Genomic DNA, 20,396 nt, shown 5'->3' on the forward strand with positions numbered 1-20,396 from the left:
GTGGCAAATTCAAAAATATTTTGCAGCGCAAAGAGATCTCCGAATCGCCCAACAAAATCTTTCTCATGTTTCCAAACTACCCAGAACCATTACTCATTGTTGGGCTCAAGGGGAGTACGATGTTTAGGATTGACTCGATAAGCAAGTTAGGAACACAACCTATCCCTGGATCCAATAGGGTAGGACAGCAATGCTATGAATTTTCTCAATACACCCAGATCCGTAATGAAATCCAAAAACTAGCACGCATTGGCCAATCCTCTAACGTAGATTGGATAGGCATTATTGATAATTCAATTGAATTATTGACATATCATACCAAAGATTTACAAATTGCCGCATATTTGGCATTTAGTTTATTTCATCAATACCAGTTCAAAGGACTGGCTGCTGGATTAAACTTTCTTTTTAATTTCATCATAAACTTTTGGGAAGAGGCATACCCCCAGGGTCGTTTGCATGCCAAAATTGAAGCATTAAACTGGTATGCATCCTGTTCATTGAATCATTTATCCAGGATTAATTTAGATAAAGAAGATGAGGAGTTCCAGCAGGAAATTATTTACCTCTTAAAAAACTTCGAGAGTGAATTGCTTACTCGTGCAATAAATTGCCACCTTTTTGCAAATCTGCGAGAAAAAATAGAATTACTTAATACCTTTGCCCCCATTATCGAACAAAAGGAAGAATCAGTTATTGAATTTCGTGAATTCAGTCATCAAAAAGAATCTAACATCCATCTTGAACCCGCCTTGTTGACACTAACCCAATTTGCGCGTGAATTGATGGAAAAAGATCCATCCAATCCTTATGCTTATTATTTGAACCGGATTGCTGCATGGGCAGGTATTAATGCACTGCCTTATAACGAAGAAGGTCAAACACTTGTAAAACCCCCTGAATACTTTAATCGAGAGCGCATTAGAAAGGTTCTAAACCTTGGAAATTTGAGCGAAATTATAATTACAGTGGAAGAAATAATACCCCAAGAGCCCTTTTGGCTGGACTTAAATTTTATTAGTCTGAATTCACTGAAAAAACTTGATGGAAAATTTAATCAGGCATATGAAGCAACCAAGCTCGAATTAAGGCACTTTCTAAAGAGAATACCAGGAGTTGAGCTTTTAAAATTTAACGACGGCACTTCTTTTCTTAGTGAAGATTATCTGGAACAAGTTCAAAGTCTCACGGCCAAGAAAATTGCCTTCACCTCGGTCAGTGAAAAAAACTTGTCTGCCATCGAACAAAAACAACTCCAGCAGATAAAAGAAGCAATGGCTCAGTTTGATAAGAAAAAACAAAATATGAACTTCCATCAATTGGAACTGATTCATAAAGAGTCCATTAGCAATAAGATAAAATTATTAGTATATATGTCTGTATGCGAATCATTGATTGCCGAAAATGAAACAGCCCTTTTAAAACCATATACCGATTTTATAGTTGAACTTGTTGAATACCATCAATTGGTAACCTGGGAACCCAGTTTGGCTTTAGAAGCGCTTATTGTAGCGTTTCGTTGTATGAAATTTTTAAAAAATCGTAGTTCAACACAGGAAATGGATCGGGTTTTTTCGCTGATCACCAAAATGGACATGAATGCAGCAAGGGAATTGGCCCAACCTTAAAATTCCCAAACCCGAGTTGATTCATGTTCTACCAATAATGCCTCTCTCGGTAAAGCAATGAAAACCCTGTGGTAAGCAAACAAAAATCAACCTGGAGGAGAAACCTTATCACGAACATTTCTTAAAATTTAATCGCTTTATAGTAATCGCCAATACTTTTAATTTCTGCCTCGTCTAATCTTAATATTTGTGTAATTGCATGCCCCAGGGGGCTTGTACTTATACCGTTCTGCCAAAGACTCAGTTGCATCCTGTACTAGAATATTTAGAAAGGACATAAAAGTTAGAGAAATTAAATATGCGATCCGGAACCCTTAACGGAGATATTTATGGCAGAATATTGTATCCAAGCAGCGATGTTCCGTTTACCCATCCCTTATTTTAACCGTTTTGTCCACGATTTTTGGGTGTTGAGGGAACTGGAAGGAAACAGGATTATCGCACAACTGCATGGCCTTGCTACCTCAAGAAGTAAAGGAAGCATCGTTCCTATCGGATACAGCAAAGATCACAGTTTAAGGGCCTATTGCATTACCTATGATCCCCATTTTGCCGGACAATATAATCTCCAGCTCGGTGCCTTTGCCTTACCTCTCGATGCTTACTATACTGTGTATGAAAAAAATGATTGCCTGCACCATTGGTTTAAAGCAATACGCGCTGTGAATGCAATCAATGCTTTAGACCTTGATTATCCTGCATGTGGATTTAGCATTCCTTTATCGGCAACAATTAATAGTAACTCGATTTACCATACCTTTGCGCAAGTAATGGACATCCCCTTACACTCATTTGAGGGTTTTTTTCATATTGGAATAGAAACTTCTCTTTATGAACAAATTAAAAATTATTTGTAAATCTGGAAGGGGAAAAAGCCGGGTAATTTTTTTTTATTACCCGACTATAAACTTGTACGTTATTGGAATAAATTAGGTCTGTAAATTTCCGCTCTCTGAACCGCCTACGCCAAAAAGACCGGCGGATAAGGCTCCGCTAATAGAGGAAATGCTGGGTAAAACGGTAGTCCAGGTCACCCCGTTATCGGCACTGAAATAGGTTAAGGGAAATCCGTTATTACTTGCATCATCGTAAGAGCCTACGGCAGAACAGTTTGCGCCAATACAACTCACACTAATTAGACCTGCCGAATCAAATCCTGCTGGCAGGGCGCTGGTAGAAAACATGGAAGCACCTGACCAGGTTACTCCGTTGTTTGAACTGGTGTAATAAACTGGGAGACTGCTGGGAGCCGGAGTGCGCGTTAAACCTACAGCAACACAACGAGTACCCGCACAACTTACTCCATTCAGAATCGCGCCCTCATTACCCGGAGGGAGGTTAGTGATAGAAAGTACTGATGCTTGTGACCAGGAGTGACCTGCATCATTACTTGTATAGCTTATAGGCAAAGTTATCGCAGGGTCGGCGGGATCAGGAACTTCACCAATAGCACTGCACTTGGTGCCAAGGCAACTTACACCAGTGAGCTTAGCCTCTCCTTGATATCCCACAGGCAGTGCACTGGTAGATGGACGGATGGCGGAGGACCAGGTTACACCATTATTCATACTGTAATAACTTACAGGCTGACGTAAACCCAAACTGTCATTATAAAAACCCACTGCAGTACAATTTGTTCCGGAGCAACTAACTGATCCTAATCGCGCTCCCTGGTTTGAAGAGGGAAGGCCCGCAAGCGAAAGCAAGTTGGGCTTAGACCAGGTGGTTCCATAATCTGAGCTCGAATAAGTTAATGGAACAGGATTCCCATTTGAATTACTGGAATAACCTACAGCAGTGCAATTTGAACTAGCACAGCTTACAGCAACAATCCGGTTGTCGTTATGCGTGGCAGGAATACCCGCAATGGACAATACCTTAACGGCTGACCAGGTAGTTCCCCTATCCTTACTCGAATAACTGATGGGCTGGGTGATGTCGTCATTAGTAAAATAATTACCCACTGCGGTGCAGTATTTGCCTGTACACGCTACCCCAAAAAGTAACGACTGGTAATTTTCAATTCCTGTAATTGATGGAAGTACCGCTTTAGGCCAGGTCATTCCATTGTTACTACTAAGATAAACTAATGGATATGCTGTAGCATTTGTGCCATAAGCTCCTACAGCTAAGGAAATTGTAGTTTGCCCTGGGCCATTATTATCTACAGTTACATTCAGCGAATTTTCTGGTGTAGGTCCTGCACAAGTTTTACCTCCTGGAAAACAAATAAATAGATGGTGCTGCGGATTCGGATCAGCTCGATTGACCTCACCTGATACTGAAAGTTTTAAAGTACAGCTTTGATTAATAGAACCATTAGGCCCTAAGGTAAACGTGCTACCACAAACTGTCGGATCAGTTGGATCTGTTACTTGTTTTACATTGGGGGGCAACCACTTTACAAAATTATTTGCACGAGTCGTTCGCGTACTATTTGTCACTGTATAGGCGGCATCGACTGATTCTCCCTTGAAAACTGTTGTCGGCAATTTGCCGCGAGGAACAATATTGAAAGGTAAAGCAAAACTTATTGTTGAATTCAAAAAAACTGCCAAACCAATAAATTTAATATGATAAGGTTTCATGTTAATCCTTTTACATGATAAAAGTTAATTGCCCCATTACTTCATTTGTGTAGAAATGGGATTGCGATAAGTGATTAAATGTCGGAATTTGATCAATGGTGGCATTTCCAAGCGTCACCTTACCAAAGTCTGCAAACCGGTAGCCAACACCAACACGTACCCAGTTGGTCACATCCACATCGATACCGGCACCAACCCTGTAGGAAAAATCAGTATGAGTTTTATCAGTAAATTGATTGCTAAAGGTAGTAAATAACGGGCTAATCACCACATCATAATCCTGGGCAGAGTTTACGCCAACCCCAATTCCTCCGGAAACATAGGGATGAAGCACCATGGGTTGAACTGTCCAGTTAAACAAGAGTTTGTTTTCAAACAAAACTTGTCGCACCTGAATATCATATTGATAGGAAAAAGAATCAGCCGATAAATCATCCAAACCTTGAGTGACTAAACCGTTTGCATGATATAAAGAAGGTTGATAATAGCTAAACCCTGATTGTAGGGACCAAGAAGTATTTATTAGAAATTCAGCTCCCAGAAATACCCCATATAAGAATTTGGATTGATTGGAGTGGTGGGAGGAGTAATCAAAAAATTCATCCTCTTCGGGATCAGCAATAGGAATAAATTCCGAGGCGCCTACATTGTCGCTAAAAGCCGCTGCTCCAGAAAGAGTCAAAACAGCACGCCAATGTGCTATATGCCAATTGCTAGGGGCTGATTTCTCAACCTGATCTTTCCATACGCTATGTTTTTTTACGGATGATTCGGCAGAAAAAGCTCCTGGGGAGAGAATCCAGGCCGAACATGAAGCGATTAAAACAAATCCATTTATTCTTCTTAACAATTTATTCCATCCTTTTAAAAAGTTAATCTGTGTAACGCTTTCAACAATAATTTTATTTTCAAAGAGGATATGAGGCCTCTGAAAAAAATAATACTATCAAAAAAAAAGCCTAAAAAACAGAAGGTTACTTGAACCTGCTCGCCCTAATTCCTAATTATTCCCCTACTCCATCGAATGCAAACGAAGACTAACAATCCTAAAACCACCTCCTTTAAAATTGTTCATGAAACCCTTACAATTTGTCTCATTTTTTAATTCAACTCATTACTTTCTGACACTACTTAGTAATGATGGAGGACGGGTAACTGAATAATCTGAATCACCATTCAGCTTGGTGTTGATAAAGATTATAAGTTTCACCACCCTCTTTGTTTCTTGAAAAATATTTCTCATTTTATCCAGAAACCCTGACGATGTGGTCTCTTATTTTTCTCCTTCAATCCAGTAACTGAATGGATCAACGCTTCACTTAAGCACACAAAACATAAAATAATTTAGGTGCAATGGCATCTGCCACCCTTTATGTACTGAAAAGGAATTACATCATGATAAAATTGAATTTACTTCATTTAGCAAGTTACTATCCTCACCTGTCGAAATCATCTATTAAAGCGGTGATTTGGCAAGCGCACCTGTTTATGCAGCAAGTGGAGGAATTAGCTAAATTTTTGCATTTCTATGATCTGCACGATGAAGCCCACATTAAAGATTTTGAACGCTTTTCATTTGCAATGATTCATGTCGTCTTATCGTTAAAAAAAAGAATAGATGCCTTGTATAAAGAAGCTGAAAATGGTGTTCTCATTCATGTAATTTCCCTCCAAAATGAACTTGACCATACCCTGCTTCAAGAACATTTCGCAGCTTTTTTTTTAAAATGCGCTGAACTTCAAAAAAATATTAAAAATCTCTTCGATAAAAGACTGGAGTACACGGCTAAAAACCTGAGCGCAGAAAACAGCTGTGATCAAAACCTTGAAAATGAACTTCGTGGATCGATAAACACTCTCCGTAGCCAACTCAATGACTTAAAGCAGAGTACACATGCGTTAACAGTGTGTATGCAGCGTTCTTGTTTAAGTGGGAATCAAGACGCGGTTTCTTCTGTTGAGCCAACGAATAGGGACCATCTTTTCTTTTCCATGCCAGAAGAAATAAAAGTCAGTATTTTAGCTCATTTAAACGTAGAAGATTTATTAACCGTTCAAATTGCCTCCAAAAAATTGTTGACTACAGCAGCAACAGCTTTTGCTGTACACTTCAAAAAGAAACCAGCACAAGTTTTAGCCCATTTAAACCAACTCACCCCAGAAAAAGCTTATGCGTTTGTCGAGGGCTATCGACGTACGAGTGAGTACAAAGCGCTAACATGCCTGGTGGAGCAAAAACTGCCGATGTCTAACCTGGAGATCGCATGCTATATGCTGACTCGTCATCATAATCAGTTTCCTGATCTGGAACAATTGAAGATTACTTGCAATGACCCGCATATCGATCTGAATACAAGAGACCATTTACTCGTGCTTATGAAAAATGTCCCTACGATAGACGGGTATCGATTATTTTATTCACCTGCTTATATTGAACAAAATAATAAGTTATTCGTTTTATTTCAGCAAAATTACCCTAAAAGATACATCAATCTTTTACCCTCGATCGACTTGGAAAAAATAGAATTAATAGGTGCTGATTTATCCTACGCACCATTATCCCATACCCACATTCGTAACACAGATATGTCTGCAATGAACCTTTTTCACGCTAACTTAAGCTATGCAGATTTGAGATACAGCACCCTAAAGCAAACCAATTTGCAGCAGGCAAATCTAGCCTGGGCTAATTTGAATGGAGCCCGGTTTATAGGAACTTTAATCGATGGGGCAAATTTCACAGGGGCAAATCTAGGTAATGCTCAGTTTATTAATGTGGATATGCGCACAATAGATTTGAGTCAAGTTCATGTGGAGTGGTGTTATTTAAGTAATGTGCGCCTTGTCCCGAATAGTGCTCTTGAAGATACAGATAAACTCGACGCTTTTTTTTGCTCTTTTGAGAAAACGCTGATGACTCACCCCCTGGGAAGCCAAATGAAGTTGCGCTGGCACATGCTAAAAGATTTAAAACAGTTATTGATGCGCTTTTCCCTCTCTCCGGAAAACAAGATGATTTATTTTAAGCTCATACTCACGCATTATCCACTGGAAACGTTCTCGCGTTTTTTATTCATTAAAATGAAACATCCTTTGAAAAAACTCTTTGAAAAAAAAGGGTTAATTCAAGTGGACGACACCCAGGAAAAAATCGGGTTCCCCCTGCAAGAAGAAGTCATTTCAATTTTAGATAAGCTTCAAGATCGCCTAGACCATGCTGATGACGCCTCAGAAATTTATTTATCTGACCTGGCCGACAAATTCAACCAATGCTTTACCCGAGTTCCTGGGTTAACTAATGTGAATCAAATTTGTCATTTATCCAGTCATTATTTTTTTCTTCTGCAACTTTTCTATTACTATAAACCATTATCCTATAAAAATTCGGTCAAGCCCTATTTGGTAAATTGTTCCGCAAATACGTTGAAGGCCCCACAGCCGCCACAGAAATATGCCAGTCAAATATTTGATGGCGAACTGTTTGACATAAAGCGATTACAAAAAATTAACCCTGAAGAGTTGTACTCTTATCTTTATGGTGAGGAAGATTTTGTTACCAAGGAAGAGAAAACTGGGTTAAATAGGGTCAAATTGGGGGGATTACTCATCAGCTATACCCCAGGTTGGATAGGAACATACACCTCTACAGTCGAAATAATTGATTTTCAGAACAAAAAACTAGAATTTGGGTTTAGCATCGATGGTAAGGATAATTTTTTAAAGCCAGAACTCTCCTACCCTTTGAATATGCTCAATTATGATGTATTAACTCATTATGGCAGTGGCTTAGACCCTGATAAAATCGCTGATATTCGAGCAGCGCTTGAGCTGAGGAAAAATCTTGTCAATTATATTCTTGCAACCCAACAAGGGCCTCTCCCCGAGATGATTCCTCTGACAAGAATAGTGCCACTTACTAAAAAAGATGATACGCAAGCGGTGGTAAACAGATCAAATCACCTGACCGAAGCTCCATTACCTGGAAACAGCCCGCATGGCTTATTTTATCGAAAGACTGATTGCGATTTTTCTTTGACAGTAGCTGAAAAAATATCTTGCCTGCTGACGTGAGTGCATTTGAGGCCAACGTTTCGTGGCCTCAAAAAAAAACAGGAGTTATCTATTTCGATAAAGAGGCAACCAACCCGCCTAACTCAAAAATTCCCTTGGCAAATACTGCAGCAGCATACCCGGTCCGCGCTGACTCGCTTCTCATAGTAAGCGGGCTGGGAAATGGATTAGAAGGACTAAATGCTAATCCGTCTGCTACACCCCATAAAACCCCCAAGGCAGTAGTGGCCTTATCCAGGGGAGAGCTTTCACTTTTTTCTGAGTTATTGACGCCTTGTTGCGATGTCTTGCCTACAGTACTTTCGTACAGGCTAGTATATTCAGAGGCAGCCCGCATTACTTCCTTACCTACAGGCGTGGTACTCAATTGTTTTTTATGCTTTAAGAGATCCGCGGCAAACTGATCTCTGGAGTAACTGGCAGGCCATGAGTCAATTTCTTTCGCGGGTAATTTAAATGGCATGGGGGTTTGATTGCGAATGAGGGTATTGAGCAGAATCATAAAGTACATATCTGCTATTTTTTTACTTGACTCATCACTTAATTGTATTTGATTGCGGATGGAGCCAGGAGCATGGCCTGCTGAGAATAAATGCATTGCATCTTTTTCTTCGGGCGTCCATTTCTCAGCCGCTATCATTTCCTGAGCTACTTGTTTATATGTTTGTTTAAATTCAGAAACGGATCGCATGTTATTAAGATCTTTTTTGATCGGGTGTGAATAACTTGGCATAATTGTCCCCAATTAGTTACGTCTTTAAATGATTATAGTAAATTTTAACATCGAAAGATTAAAAGAACCTTATATCCCCGGGAGTTTGATAAAAACTTGGGGGGAAAATTATTGAATTATGCCGGCACTAATCGACTTTTCGACTAATGGTTCCTGAACAGATAAAGGAGGGGATTGTTTTTTATTTGCAACTCTATTTTGTTTCATACACTTCAGCGAGCAAAATTAACGTTTGGCAACCGTTAATACCTCTACAACGGGGCTGTACTTTCCGCTAATCTCTTGTTGCGAAATCCTGGAGGGATTTCTTGTACATGCATGCTCTCATGCACATCACAAACATAGCCCAGCCTATATTCTCCAGGGACTCCATTCATTCTCCACCTCACTCAGAGAGGGGTAAATAATAGCTGGCAACTGGCTATTTTTCCCCTCAATTTCTGTGTATGATTCCCGCCAACTTTGTCTTCATTTTAATAAAAGGGGAGTTTTATGGGGCAATTTGTAAATAATATCCTACGAACCAAAAATATGGTGGCTTTGCTGCAGGCTATGGGTATTCCTTTAAACACTGAGCAAGTCACATGCAAGGATGAGCGGGTCATTTTCAATTCAAAAACCATTAATGATGGTGATACTTTAGCAACTAACTTGCAAGAGCTCCTGCAACAAAATGGGGTAAAGCCAGTTGTCAGAAGAGTCACTGTCGCCAACTTGCTTGCTGATGAAATTAATCAGGGGATCAGCCTTGATGGTGCCGCCGAGGATCACAAAAAATCATGTCTGGCAATCCTTGGAGTTTTGCAATTGGGCTCTGTTTTCACATTGGATGAAGAACAGGAGTATTTTCATATTCCTCTTCCATCTTCCGCTTACGCTCCGTTATTTAATTCTTTGCATTATCAATACATGAGTATCGAAGGGGGATTGATAAAATTCAACATCAAAGAGTTTTTAAAAAATCATAAACAAGAACTTGTCCTTGTAGATGGCGCAAACCCTTTGCTCTTTGCCCACTCAGACTCATTTGAAAAAAAGAAGGTTTTTTATGCTGAGAAAAAAGTAAGTGAGGATACAGTTGAAGTCACTCCCTACTTTTTCGTTCCTGATGCACTGACACCGCCGGTTTATCATTTTGTTTTAGATACCAGCGGCAGTATGGAGGGCAAGCGTTTGACAACCTTGAAAGAAAGCGTAATCAAATTTGCCGATGCCTTGTTTGAATTCCAGCCAGAAGCGACCATACATATCACTGAATTCAACAGCACGACTCAAGAGCCAAGGAGTTTTCAAAAGCACAACCTTGCTGGGCTGACCCGTTACATTAATAATTTAAGCGCAGCCGGAATAACCCGTCTTTATGGAACCGTTTCCGAACAGCTGTACATGCTTAGCCAGTCAACACAGCATAATAACATTTTATTATTTACTGACGGTGAAAATACTGAAGGCAATACAGGAACATTAACCACAGAACTTGAACTGGCACTTGCCCTATTGCAGCAGAACTCTGATTTAACTACGGTACGCAACAAATTTTTCATTTTGAGTTATGGCATTAACCAGCCTGAAATTTTGCATAGAATAACCAAAGCATTTGGCTCACTTGTGCTTGATACCCATACTATCGACTTCTTTCAAGCTTTATCCGAAGAAGGGAAGTTGCAGGAATGGGCAGCAGCCAGGGAATTATTCACTTGTCGACTGGAAATTGCTGGCAGCTCCAATCTGGCCCCAGAAGCAGAAGAGTACGTTTACTCCCTTGATATGTCAGGACAATTCGTTGCCTTAAAATCAAAACAGTACAAGTCTGGAGAAATCTTGCATTTAATGGTTAAAGACAGCAGCGGTACCACCCTCCTGGATGACACAAAACCATTTGCCAAAAAGTCTCTCCTCTTACCTGGCAGCGCGAAGGCAGCCTCGCACTTGGGGGTGTTTGCAGTACAGGATAACAATACCAAGGTTGAGGAGGACAAGTTAGAGCTCTCATCAGTAATCTAATTGCACTCAAGTGAAGCCATGGGTGAGCCCCTAAAGTTCATGCCATGGCTTTTACGGCTCTAATATGCCTCTTGTTGCCGGATCGTTTCTTTCCTTCTGTCAAAAATTATTTTCCCCAGATGATGTTATGCTCCTGAAATGAATTAAAATAACCTTTTTTCAAATAATCAGGCATGAAGTACTCAAGGAATATATAAATTGAGCTTTAAGAATAACGCAGATAAAGATTTCTTTGGAAACAATATCGTTTATCGGACCATGGATTCTTGGGGTGAAATTTTTGTCATTGACAGAGGAAGTATCAGGGCACTCAATTTCGATCCCGTGTACGATCAGACGGGAATCTATCTCCAATACCCCCATATTCCTGTCCATGAATACACTCGTGTCATGCTGCTGGTTCTAGCCTTCATTAATCCGGGGCACATCACCTTATTAGGTTTGGGCGGCGGAAGTTTAATGCATTGTCTTCACTTTCTTTTACCTGAATGTTTTCTTTTTTGTATTGAATTACGAAAAAAAGTCTACGAAGTTGCTATGAATTTTTTTCAATTACCAAAAAACGAACATATCGAGGTACTGATTGCGAATGCTCAAATTGCCCTCAAGTTTCAAAAGAGTGCAAGCACACAGGTCATTTTTTCTGATATGTACCTGGATTATGGAATGGAGTCATTTCAAGTTCAGCAAGAGTTTATAGAGCATTCACATCGTATTTTGGATGATACAGGATGGCTCGTCATCAATTTTCATGAGCTTCCCGAGAGTGATTCCACATTTATTCAATCACTCCAAGATTATTTTTCAGTACTGTTTATTTGTCCAACAGTAAGCGATAACTATATTTTATTCGCCAGCAAGTCCCCCCTTCAGGAGGAATTCTCAGCTCAGTATCAAAAAAAACTTACTGTATTGGAAAATAGGCTTCATATCAAATTACAGCGTTTGTTTAAAAAAATAAAACCCTATGGAAAAGAAATAAAAGAAGACAATGATTACCTGAACTGTAAAACTGATTTACAATAACAAGGATGCCGTCTAATAAATTGGACTCTAAACCAAAGTACATGCCATGAAAAAAATATTACTACATTCATTCCTGCTGGTCACATCCTGTTTATTAGCCGGATGTTGGACGGTGCAAAAAGGACAAAAATCAGGAGTCATTGTCAAAGTTGCCAAAGAAGGTAAATTTTGGGGAACCTACGAAGGTGAAATGATTCTTGGCGGATTGGAAAATGCCAGCGGCGTGAGTGGCCGTACTTTTCACTTCACCCTGGGACAATTCAAATCCGAACTGGTTCAAGAAGCTGATTTTGCCATGCAAAACAATAAACACGTTATCATTAGCTATCATTGCGATGCCTATACCCTTCCATGGAGTGGGGAGACGAAATGTTTTGTCACGAAAATCAATGTGTTGCCGGATAAATAGCATCCCTAATACTCTGCACCCGAAATCGTTGACGATTTTAAGAAATTTCTTACATCGATTTAAGAAAGTAAGGCGGTGATTCTTTGTGATTTTTTGCTATGATTAACAGCAACGAGGAATGACAGTGGAAGTCTTAAAGGGAATTTTTATAGCGTCATGGATGATGCTAAACCACATGGATGTGGTTAAACTTCCTCGTTCATACCGCCTTAGCCTAATAAAATCTCACCATCCTTTTTTTTCCTCAAAAATTCCTTTCGAAATCATTTCCACCACATTTGCGGCACCAGGAACATTGATTCCACGTAGCCTACGAAAAAAAAGGATAAGTTTTAGTTTATAATATGGAGATAAGAACTGTTTTGAAATAGGTGAGGGATACGATGATCAAAGGTTCTGAACTGTTAGTTGCCGCCTTGGAAAATGAAGGCGTCAAACATATATTTGGTATTCCTGGTGAAGAAAATCTTGATGTTGTGGAGGCATTGCGCAACTCGTCAATCGAACTGATTCTGACCCGGCATGAACAGGCAGCCGCATTCATGGCCGCCACCTATGGCCGTTTAACCGGTAAACCCGGAGTGTGCATGACGACTCTTGGACCTGGGGCTCTAAATCTTACAACCGGAGCAGCTTATGCTCTTTTGGGTGCCATGCCCATGATTATGATTACAGGGCAAAAAGGAATCTTGTCATCTCATCAAGCACGTTTTCAAATGGTGAATACCGTTGCTACCATGCAACCTCTCACGAAAATGTCGCGGCAAATTGTGTCTCCCTCAATGATTCCTACCTTGGTCCGCGAGGCATTCCATCTAGCCCAGGAAGAACCCCCCGGGCCTGTCCATTTAGAACTTCCCGAGGATATTGCTGCTGAGCGCACCAAAAAAGTTGATCTCATTCCGCCGCATCCTATTGAGTACCCCATTGCGAGTGAAGAAGCCCTTAACCGTGCCGCCAAAATGATTATGGAAGCGAAGCGTCCGCTTGTGATGCTTGGGGCTGCTGCTTCACGCCCAAGGGCAACCAACGAACTGGCCCAATTTATTCTGCGGACCAAACTTCCTTATTTCACGACGCAGATGGGAAAAGGCACTGTTTCTGGAGCAACAGAATTTTATATGGGCACCGCTGCCCTCTCAGAACGAGATTACGTGCATGAAGCAATAGAACAGGCTGATCTAATTATAACCATTGGCCACAGTACGGTAGAAAAACCTCCTTTTATCATGAGCTCGCACCTTAAAGTCATTCATGTTGGATATCAGTCTGCTACCGTAGAACAGATCTATTTTCCGCAAGCGGAGGTTATTGGTGATATGGGGCCCTCGTTAAAATTGCTAGCAGATAAAATCGAAGGCAAGATACCCCATGCAGATGCACTTCTTCATTTACGTGAAGGCATCCTGAGTAAAATTTCTGCACGCGCTACTGAGGATCGATTTACACCCCAGCGTATGGTTTATGACATTCGGCAAGTTATGCCACGCGATGGCATTCTCACCTTGGACAATGGAATGTATAAAATCTGGTTTGCACGCAATTATCGAACCCAAGTGGCAAATACCATTCTTCTCGATAATGCACTGGCAACTATGGGAGCCGGCCTGCCCTCAGGTATTATGGCCTCGCTATTATATCCTGAGCGTCGGGTGATGGCAGTTTGTGGCGATGGCGGTTTTATGATGAACAGCCAGGAGTTGGAAACTGCCGTTCGACTGAAGTTAAATCTTGTGGTGCTGGTAATTGAGGATCATGCGTTTGGCATGATTCGCTGGAAACAAGCGGTAGATCACTTTCCTGATTTTGGAATGACCTTCACCAACCCTGATTTGATTAAATACGCTGAAGCTTATGGAGCACGAGGTACTCGCGTAGAGCACATTGAAGATTTTCAATCCATTTTGGAAAATGCATTCAATATGGGAGGAGTGCATCTTGTTGTATTTCCTATTGATTATTCAGAAAACAAACGCGTACTTGTGGATGAATTACAAAATCGCTTACCCCCCGAAAAAAAGAGAACAGAATGAAAAAAACACTGCAGGTCGTCCAAGCATTTGATCGGGCATTAATTAAAGAAATTCCTGTAGATGATGCGCATGCCCTTGAAAGAAAGTTGTCTACTGCAGAATCAACATTTAAAAAGCGCGCTGGGTGGCTTAAACCCCACGAACGCATGGCCATTTTGAAACAAACCGCCCAGCTATTGCGCACCGATCAGGAGCGTTTTGCCAAACTGATTGCGCAAGAGGGAGGCAAGCCTTTTACGGATGCGGCAGTAGAAGTAGCGCGTGCCATTGATGGTTTAAATGATGCGGCAGAGGAGCTCCGCCATTTCGCAGGCAAGGAAATTCCCATGGGTCTTACGCCCGCAAGTGAGAGTCGCTGGGCTTTTACTGTAAAAGAACCTATTGGCGTGGTAGCGGCAATTTCTGCATTTAATCACCCGTTAAATCTCATCGTGCACCAGGTAGCACCTGCCATTGCGGTCGGATGTCCTGTAATTATCAAGCCAGCCACGCCCACCCCCTTATCGTGCCTGGAACTGGTTAAATTGTTACATAAAGCCGGCCTTGGGGAAGAATGGTGCCAAACGTTTATTACTGAAGATAATTCCTTAGCCGAACACCTTGCAACCAATGAGCGCGTTGCTTTTTTAAGTTTTATAGGTTCAGCAAAAGTTGGCTGGTATTTACGAAGTAAATTGGCTCCAGGAACCCGCTGCGCATTGGAACACGGAGGTGCTGCACCCGTAATTGTCGATCGCAGTGCGAATTTGACTAAAGCCGCTCAAGCGCTCGCCAAAGGCGGCTATTATCATGCAGGCCAAGTTTGTGTGTCAGTACAGCGGATTTTTGTTCATAAAGAGATTATTTCTTCGTTTATGGATGAATTCGTGGAGCGGGTCAAATCGCTACGGGTGGGTGATCCGCTCTTAAAAGATACCGAAGTAGGCCCGTTGATTCTTCCCAGAGAGACAGAACGTGTCGAATCCTGGATTGAGGAAGCGGTAACCACAGGAGCAAAACTATTTGGCGGAGGTCGTTTTTCTGAAACGACCTTGATTCCCGCAGTGTTGTTCCACCCGTCTCTAGATGCCAAAGTCTCGCATTTGGAAATTTTCGGTCCGGTAACCTGCGTTTATGAATACGAAAAAATAGAGCAAGCAATCCATACAGCCAATTCATTACCCTTTGCTTTTCAAGCCAGTATCTTTTCTGAAGAATTGGCACCGGCATTGCAAGCAGCGGAATTTCTCGAAGCTTCGACCGTACTCATTAACGATCACAGTGCATTTCGTACTGACTGGATGCCTTTTGCTGGCCTAAAACAATCAGGTTATGGAGTTGGCGGAATTCCCTGGACCATGAAGGATATGTCTCAAGAAAAAATGATTGTGCTGAAAAAAAATTAATCTACAACATAAGAGCGTTGATACATTTAAATTAATTGCTCTCTTTCGAAATTTTTAGAAGAACCTGAACCAGGGCGCGGCAACAGAATTTAGCATTCAAAAACCCCAATCTTTATTAGGGGCAATTTATAGGGGGATAAAATAGAGCGGAGCCACGACAATGTTCAGGAACGGGCCTGCAGAAACACTTTGATGTTGCCGATTGAATTTCATCACGGGTAATCCCCAGAGGTTCTATTATAACGATTTTCATTTTTCTCCTTCCATCTGAGAAATCTGTCATAAAACGAGCACAGTTCGCCGCGAGTCCTTCTCATTCACGGGAAATAGGACTTCACTTGCACTTCAACCAAACATTCAATATAGTAGAATATTCAGGTTGATATGTAGTTCCGCGTTTAGACTATGGATTTAGCTTAAAAAGGAATTTTACATGACAAAACTAGAAGAGTTAATCTATTCCTTAGCCGCGGTGATTATCCGCTATCGCGACAGCCAGCCCAAAGTTAAAAAATTAATTTCTGAAACGGATAAAGAGCTGCTCAAAGAAAAATCCATCGCTTGTGCTAAAAACATCATTCAGGATAAAGATACTCATTTTAAAATAAAATTAGGTAATCTTATTAAACAATGCTCCGATAGTGGACGAAGATCTTTCCTCTATTATATTCTGCATGAAATTACCTCGCTGAAAGCCTTTTTGGATAAAACCAGTTCCCTTACCCCCTCCGAATTAGAAAGATTCAAAAATCAAATTACCCAATTATTCAATGATCTTAAATTACTTTTGCAAACCCCAAAAAATGAAACTTACAGGGTAATTTGCAGTAAAACGGAAAATACTGCTGAAGCTCCTCTTGCTTTATCCGGTTTAAAAAATGATGGCTTTCTTGGTGGTCTTTGTAATTCAGGAGATATCTTAAAGGAAATGATTTTAGACCCCTTTGCAATAACCACTCACTCTTCCTATACCGCCATTCAAGGTATTGCTGAACAAATCGGTTCGGGGCATCAACATGCTGTGCAAACACTTGAATTACGTGCTGAAAATGCTTCCCTAAAAGAAAGAAATGCAGACCAAAAACAAAAACTGGATCTATTAACTTCCGAACGAGAAAAATCTAAAAAAATGCCTCTGATGTTTTATTTATTACTGCTTCAATATATAAGATTGCAATCAAAAGAAAAAAAACAAGAGACCATAATTGAACAACAACAAAATACCATTAGTGAAATGCAACAAAAAATCAATGAGTTGACTCGGGAAATTGAGAAAAAGAACTCTTCTTACAGATTTTACAGCCCCAGTTTCTAAAAAAATTTCCCACGCTCTTCTGTGGGCGAATTCTAAAACTTTTTCACCTCCATTGCCCCCCATATATCCGCCCAAAATATGCAAATAAAATATACAGATAAGCCTTTTTTTAATAATTCCTTAATAAAGGAATAGTATTATAAGCCTCAAGTAAAGGTATCAAAATAAATCACAGCGAGGTAAATCTGTGTTTGACAAGCGATGTAAAACGAGAACCGATGCAGTCAATGAAAAAATCGATCGTATTGCAAAATCAACAGAAATAGAAGAACTAAGATCATTGCCAGGTTTCGAGCAAATTTTAAGTAAAAATCCATATCGTGAACATATCCAAGGTTATTATGTAGAAATCCCCCTAGCTACATATAAAACCTTTGTACCCAACGGACTTAAATTCCCTGACCGCTATGGAAATGCTTACGAAGGGGGACAATTTGATGTTCCGCTGTTTACATTACAAGAATGGCGCGACAACTGGGACAAAGGCCATCCGGGTGGTGATAGGCCCGATTTATTAGTTAATGCGAACTGGTTTAACATCTGGCCTACTGGTGTTCCAAACTCCAAGGGAGAAAAAATTAATCCAAGAACGCAGGCGCGTACGTTTCTTGCGGGATTATCGTTAAGTAATGGAGAATTGGTATCCACCCATAAAGTGCTTGATCAGAATAATGTCGGCCTAGACACTATTACCTTTGATGCATCGACTAAAAAAGTAAAACTTATTGAACATAGTCAAATTGATTTGGAATTGGAGGCGGATCCCAAGTTTTATGATAATAAAAATGCCGTATCCGGATTTATTATTTTAAAAGATAAAGCCCAATTAAAAACTCCAGACTTAAATAACAACCACTCAAATCGCTTGCCGCGTACAGGCGTGGGCTACAAAAATAACGGCGATACCGTGGTTGTCATGGTGGTCCATAACACAGAACGAAATCACGGTGTCACGGCAGAGGAATTTGCAGAATTATTCAAAGCACTTGGTTGTACCGATGCAATCAACCTGGATAATAGTGGTTCGGTGGAACTTTTTTATACTGGCTTGGGCGAATACGGTAAAAAAACAGTTACCGTACAAACAAAAACATGCGATGCCGGCGCTTTGACCGAAAGGCCTAAACCTAATTGTTTGGGCTTTAAAAATGCCAGCAAGTGTACGTTCTTTGCTCAGGATGATTCAGATATTCCGACACGCAAAAAGAGCGCTGCTCCTCAAAAAACACCTGCCAAAACCGATGATGAAGTCACTTATACTTACAACATTAAACGTTAGGTTAAGGTCGCTTAAAATTGCAAATGGCGATTTGCATTTTTTCTTCTCCTGAAATTGCATCGGAGGTTGAACTATCCGCTGCAATTTTTAGGCCTAACTCAATAGGAAGTTTGGATGGACTAAAAAAACTGTTCTGATCCCTATGGCCTTGGGCAACTAGATGCGAGACATATTGAATTTTAAAGTATTCAGCGAAATAAGGACAAATTACTGCAATATAAAATTTTGAAGCGGTATCATGTATGCGCCTGTCATTGATGTAGAGCGTAGCTTCTTGTGAGTCCGAGGTAACCAGGTTTGCCCTACCTAAATTAAGCATGAAAATAACTTTCTCCTTGATTTCAATAGTAGGAAAAGCAACACCTAATTGCTGATTGTCTGCCAGGAACGCAGGAAAGAAGACGCAATTTCCGTCAATAATAATTGAAGCAGTCCCTTTATTTCGCAGAAACTCATTTATTCTGGATTGTTCTAGAAATACATTCCGTATGTTCTGATTTGGAAATTGAAGAGCAAATGTTTTTTTATCCCCTTTCACACATTCTGATAACTTTATAACCGTTCCCAGTGCCCGTTGAATAAAATCATACAATCGCAATTTGAGCTCAGCATCTTTTGAACAATCGATTATTTTCGTGAACCAAGTTGTGGCCCTTTTATTTTCAGTAAGCAGGGTGTGCAATTGGAACTGAAGGTGGCTAAGTTCTTTTTCATAAAATTCCTGATTCAATCCATTTTCTTGCGATTGCTTCTGCCTGATTTGGCAAAGGATATTTATAATCGAGCAGATACGTGGATAATTTGCATGATTCTGGAATTGTTTGGCTAGAGTTTGAAGATCATTGATTTCTGTATCGCTCACTTTACAAATATCGCTTTTTTTATCACGCATGGGGTTCTCTTGGTTTATTCTCGAGTAGGGTTGCAAATAGACTTTACCCTTCTTCGTAATTTATGTACTCTGTTTTTTTTAAATGAATAAGGATTTTTCATGCCCAATTTTTCTACTTTTAGCATTTATGAAAAAGAAATGCGAGCGTTCATCAATAATGTGGTAGAGCAAACTTACCTGGATAAGGATAAAATCACAACCTGGTTGTATAGTGAAGGAATATTCCATTTTCGCAGCGGACAAAGTGCTGATTATTATCCCTACGTTGAGGAAAATCTAAACAAATTCGAACATCGGCCATTAATCTCCAAGCAACATTCGATTGGACAGGTTCTCACTGGATTTATGGCAGTAAAAAATGCATTTCTCAACCGGTTTGCCAAAGAGGATGCCGAGCTTAGAGTGACATTAGATCAATTATTTACGTACCACCTTTACTCTGCCCCTGAAAAACATCTCGCCTTTATTGCCATTCAAAGCCAAATATCTTCTGAATTGAATGCCTATATAGACAAAAATGGTCCTCTTGAGCCTACAGAGGCCCTTAAACTCTCAATAGACCTGTTTGAGAAAAAAAGGTTAGATAACCCCTCGTTGGGAGAAGATTTTACTAATCAATTAATTTTAATGCGGGAATTCTTAGAGGATTTAAGTAAAAAATCATTGCCGACAGAGCAAAAATTTTTTAAATCAGCCACTGGTACCGGTGAAGAACAAAAATCGCAAACCCTTACATTGACTAAGTAGTGCAAGCCAACGGAGCATGGGAGGGCTTTGTAAACCTACTCGTTAAATTTTAAGAATTCCCTCTTCTGGTTTTCCGCCAATAGGGGGATTCTTTGATATTTTTTACCTTAACCACCCCATTAAGTAGAAATCCAGCAAGACAAAGTGTCTTTTTTTTTGATTAATAGTAAATAAAATCACCGAACTCATTGATTATCCGTAGATAAAAGCGTATATATTAGTGCCAACACGAATTATCAATACCCAAAAGCATACATTTTTTTACTAAAAAATGTTTATACAGATG

16 protein-coding genes are annotated in these 20,396 nt (G+C 40.2%); 11 read left to right on the forward strand and 5 right to left on the reverse strand.

Features of this window, described 5'->3' with window-relative positions:
• Positions 1-119 precede the first annotated feature (119 nt).
• Both KYQ_RS15025 and KYQ_RS15030 read left to right on the forward strand, forming a co-directional pair.
• Positions 120-1,628 (forward strand): TssA family type VI secretion system protein, encoded by a 1,509-nt coding sequence (locus KYQ_RS15025; protein ID WP_019350241.1) that lies wholly within the window; start codon positions 120-122, stop codon positions 1,626-1,628.
• A gap of 329 nt (positions 1,629-1,957) precedes the next feature.
• Positions 1,958-2,485, forward strand: coding sequence for a hypothetical protein (locus KYQ_RS15030; protein WP_019350242.1), 528 nt, complete (start codon positions 1,958-1,960; stop codon positions 2,483-2,485).
• Between the two features lie 72 nt (positions 2,486-2,557).
• Here the strand turns inward: KYQ_RS15030 and KYQ_RS15035 are convergent, their stop codons facing one another.
• Both KYQ_RS15035 and KYQ_RS15040 read right to left on the reverse strand, forming a co-directional pair.
• Positions 2,558-4,216: a sialidase family protein gene (locus tag KYQ_RS15035; protein ID WP_019350243.1), complete on the reverse strand. Its 1,659-nt coding sequence runs from the start codon at positions 4,214-4,216 to the stop codon at positions 2,558-2,560.
• Positions 4,217-4,226: 10 nt separating this feature from the next.
• The gene (locus tag KYQ_RS15040; protein WP_019350244.1) at positions 4,227-5,066 is read right to left on the reverse strand and encodes an outer membrane beta-barrel protein; all 840 of its coding nucleotides are present in this window, start codon (positions 5,064-5,066) and stop codon (positions 4,227-4,229) included.
• Between the two features lie 545 nt (positions 5,067-5,611).
• On the opposite strand from KYQ_RS15040, the gene KYQ_RS15045 reads away from it, so the two are divergent.
• Positions 5,612-8,287, forward strand: a complete 2,676-nt coding sequence (locus KYQ_RS15045; protein WP_010654960.1) for a pentapeptide repeat-containing protein — start codon at positions 5,612-5,614, stop codon at positions 8,285-8,287.
• A gap of 49 nt (positions 8,288-8,336) precedes the next feature.
• On the opposite strand, the gene KYQ_RS15050 is transcribed toward KYQ_RS15045, so the two are convergent.
• Positions 8,337-9,020, reverse strand: a complete 684-nt coding sequence (locus KYQ_RS15050) for a hypothetical protein (protein ID WP_010654961.1) — start codon at positions 9,018-9,020, stop codon at positions 8,337-8,339.
• Between the two features lie 492 nt (positions 9,021-9,512).
• Between KYQ_RS15050 and KYQ_RS15055 the strand changes: the two genes are divergently transcribed.
• The 5 genes from KYQ_RS15055 (at position 9,513) to KYQ_RS15075 (ending at position 15,877) form a co-directional block, all read left to right on the forward strand.
• A complete protein-coding gene (locus KYQ_RS15055) occupies positions 9,513-11,024 on the forward strand; it encodes a VWA domain-containing protein (RefSeq protein ID WP_010654962.1) in 1,512 nt (503 codons plus the stop codon).
• A 198-nt stretch (positions 11,025-11,222) separates the two neighbouring features.
• Complete coding sequence (locus tag KYQ_RS15060) at positions 11,223-12,050, forward strand: class I SAM-dependent methyltransferase (RefSeq protein ID WP_010654963.1); 828 nt, start codon at positions 11,223-11,225, stop codon at positions 12,048-12,050.
• A 46-nt stretch (positions 12,051-12,096) separates the two neighbouring features.
• Positions 12,097-12,459 carry a hypothetical protein gene (locus KYQ_RS15065; RefSeq protein ID WP_019350245.1) on the forward strand — a complete coding sequence of 121 codons (363 nt, stop codon included), beginning with the start codon at positions 12,097-12,099 and terminating at the stop codon, positions 12,457-12,459.
• Between the two features lie 383 nt (positions 12,460-12,842).
• Positions 12,843-14,492: an acetolactate synthase large subunit gene (locus KYQ_RS15070; protein ID WP_019350246.1), complete on the forward strand. Its 1,650-nt coding sequence runs from the start codon at positions 12,843-12,845 to the stop codon at positions 14,490-14,492.
• On the forward strand, positions 14,489-15,877 hold the full coding sequence (locus KYQ_RS15075) for an aldehyde dehydrogenase family protein (protein ID WP_010654966.1): 1,389 nt from the start codon (positions 14,489-14,491) through the stop codon (positions 15,875-15,877). The genes KYQ_RS15070 and KYQ_RS15075 overlap by 4 nt, the downstream gene beginning before the upstream one ends.
• Before the next feature lie 115 nt (positions 15,878-15,992).
• On the opposite strand, the gene KYQ_RS19185 is transcribed toward KYQ_RS15075, so the two are convergent.
• The gene (locus tag KYQ_RS19185) at positions 15,993-16,130 is read right to left on the reverse strand and encodes a hypothetical protein (RefSeq protein WP_155807070.1); all 138 of its coding nucleotides are present in this window, start codon (positions 16,128-16,130) and stop codon (positions 15,993-15,995) included.
• 180 nt (positions 16,131-16,310) lie between these two features.
• Here KYQ_RS19185 and KYQ_RS15080 point away from each other — a divergent pair, with 180 nt between their 5' ends.
• Positions 16,311-17,192, forward strand: coding sequence for a hypothetical protein (locus KYQ_RS15080; RefSeq protein ID WP_010654967.1), 882 nt, complete (start codon positions 16,311-16,313; stop codon positions 17,190-17,192).
• A 187-nt stretch (positions 17,193-17,379) separates the two neighbouring features.
• Entirely contained in the window at positions 17,380-18,471 is a 1,092-nt protein-coding gene (locus KYQ_RS15085; RefSeq protein ID WP_010654968.1) for a phosphodiester glycosidase family protein, read from the forward strand.
• Position 18,472: 1 nt separating this feature from the next.
• On the opposite strand, the gene KYQ_RS15090 is transcribed toward KYQ_RS15085, so the two are convergent.
• Positions 18,473-19,363: a hypothetical protein gene (locus KYQ_RS15090; RefSeq protein ID WP_010654969.1), complete on the reverse strand. Its 891-nt coding sequence runs from the start codon at positions 19,361-19,363 to the stop codon at positions 18,473-18,475.
• A gap of 99 nt (positions 19,364-19,462) precedes the next feature.
• Between KYQ_RS15090 and KYQ_RS15095 the strand changes: the two genes are divergently transcribed.
• Positions 19,463-20,110: a hypothetical protein gene (locus KYQ_RS15095; RefSeq protein ID WP_010654970.1), complete on the forward strand. Its 648-nt coding sequence runs from the start codon at positions 19,463-19,465 to the stop codon at positions 20,108-20,110.
• The last annotated feature ends 286 nt before the right edge of the window (positions 20,111-20,396 follow it).

Source organism: Fluoribacter dumoffii NY 23, assembly GCF_000236165.1.
Classification (GTDB): domain Bacteria; phylum Pseudomonadota; class Gammaproteobacteria; order Legionellales; family Legionellaceae; genus Legionella; species Legionella dumoffii.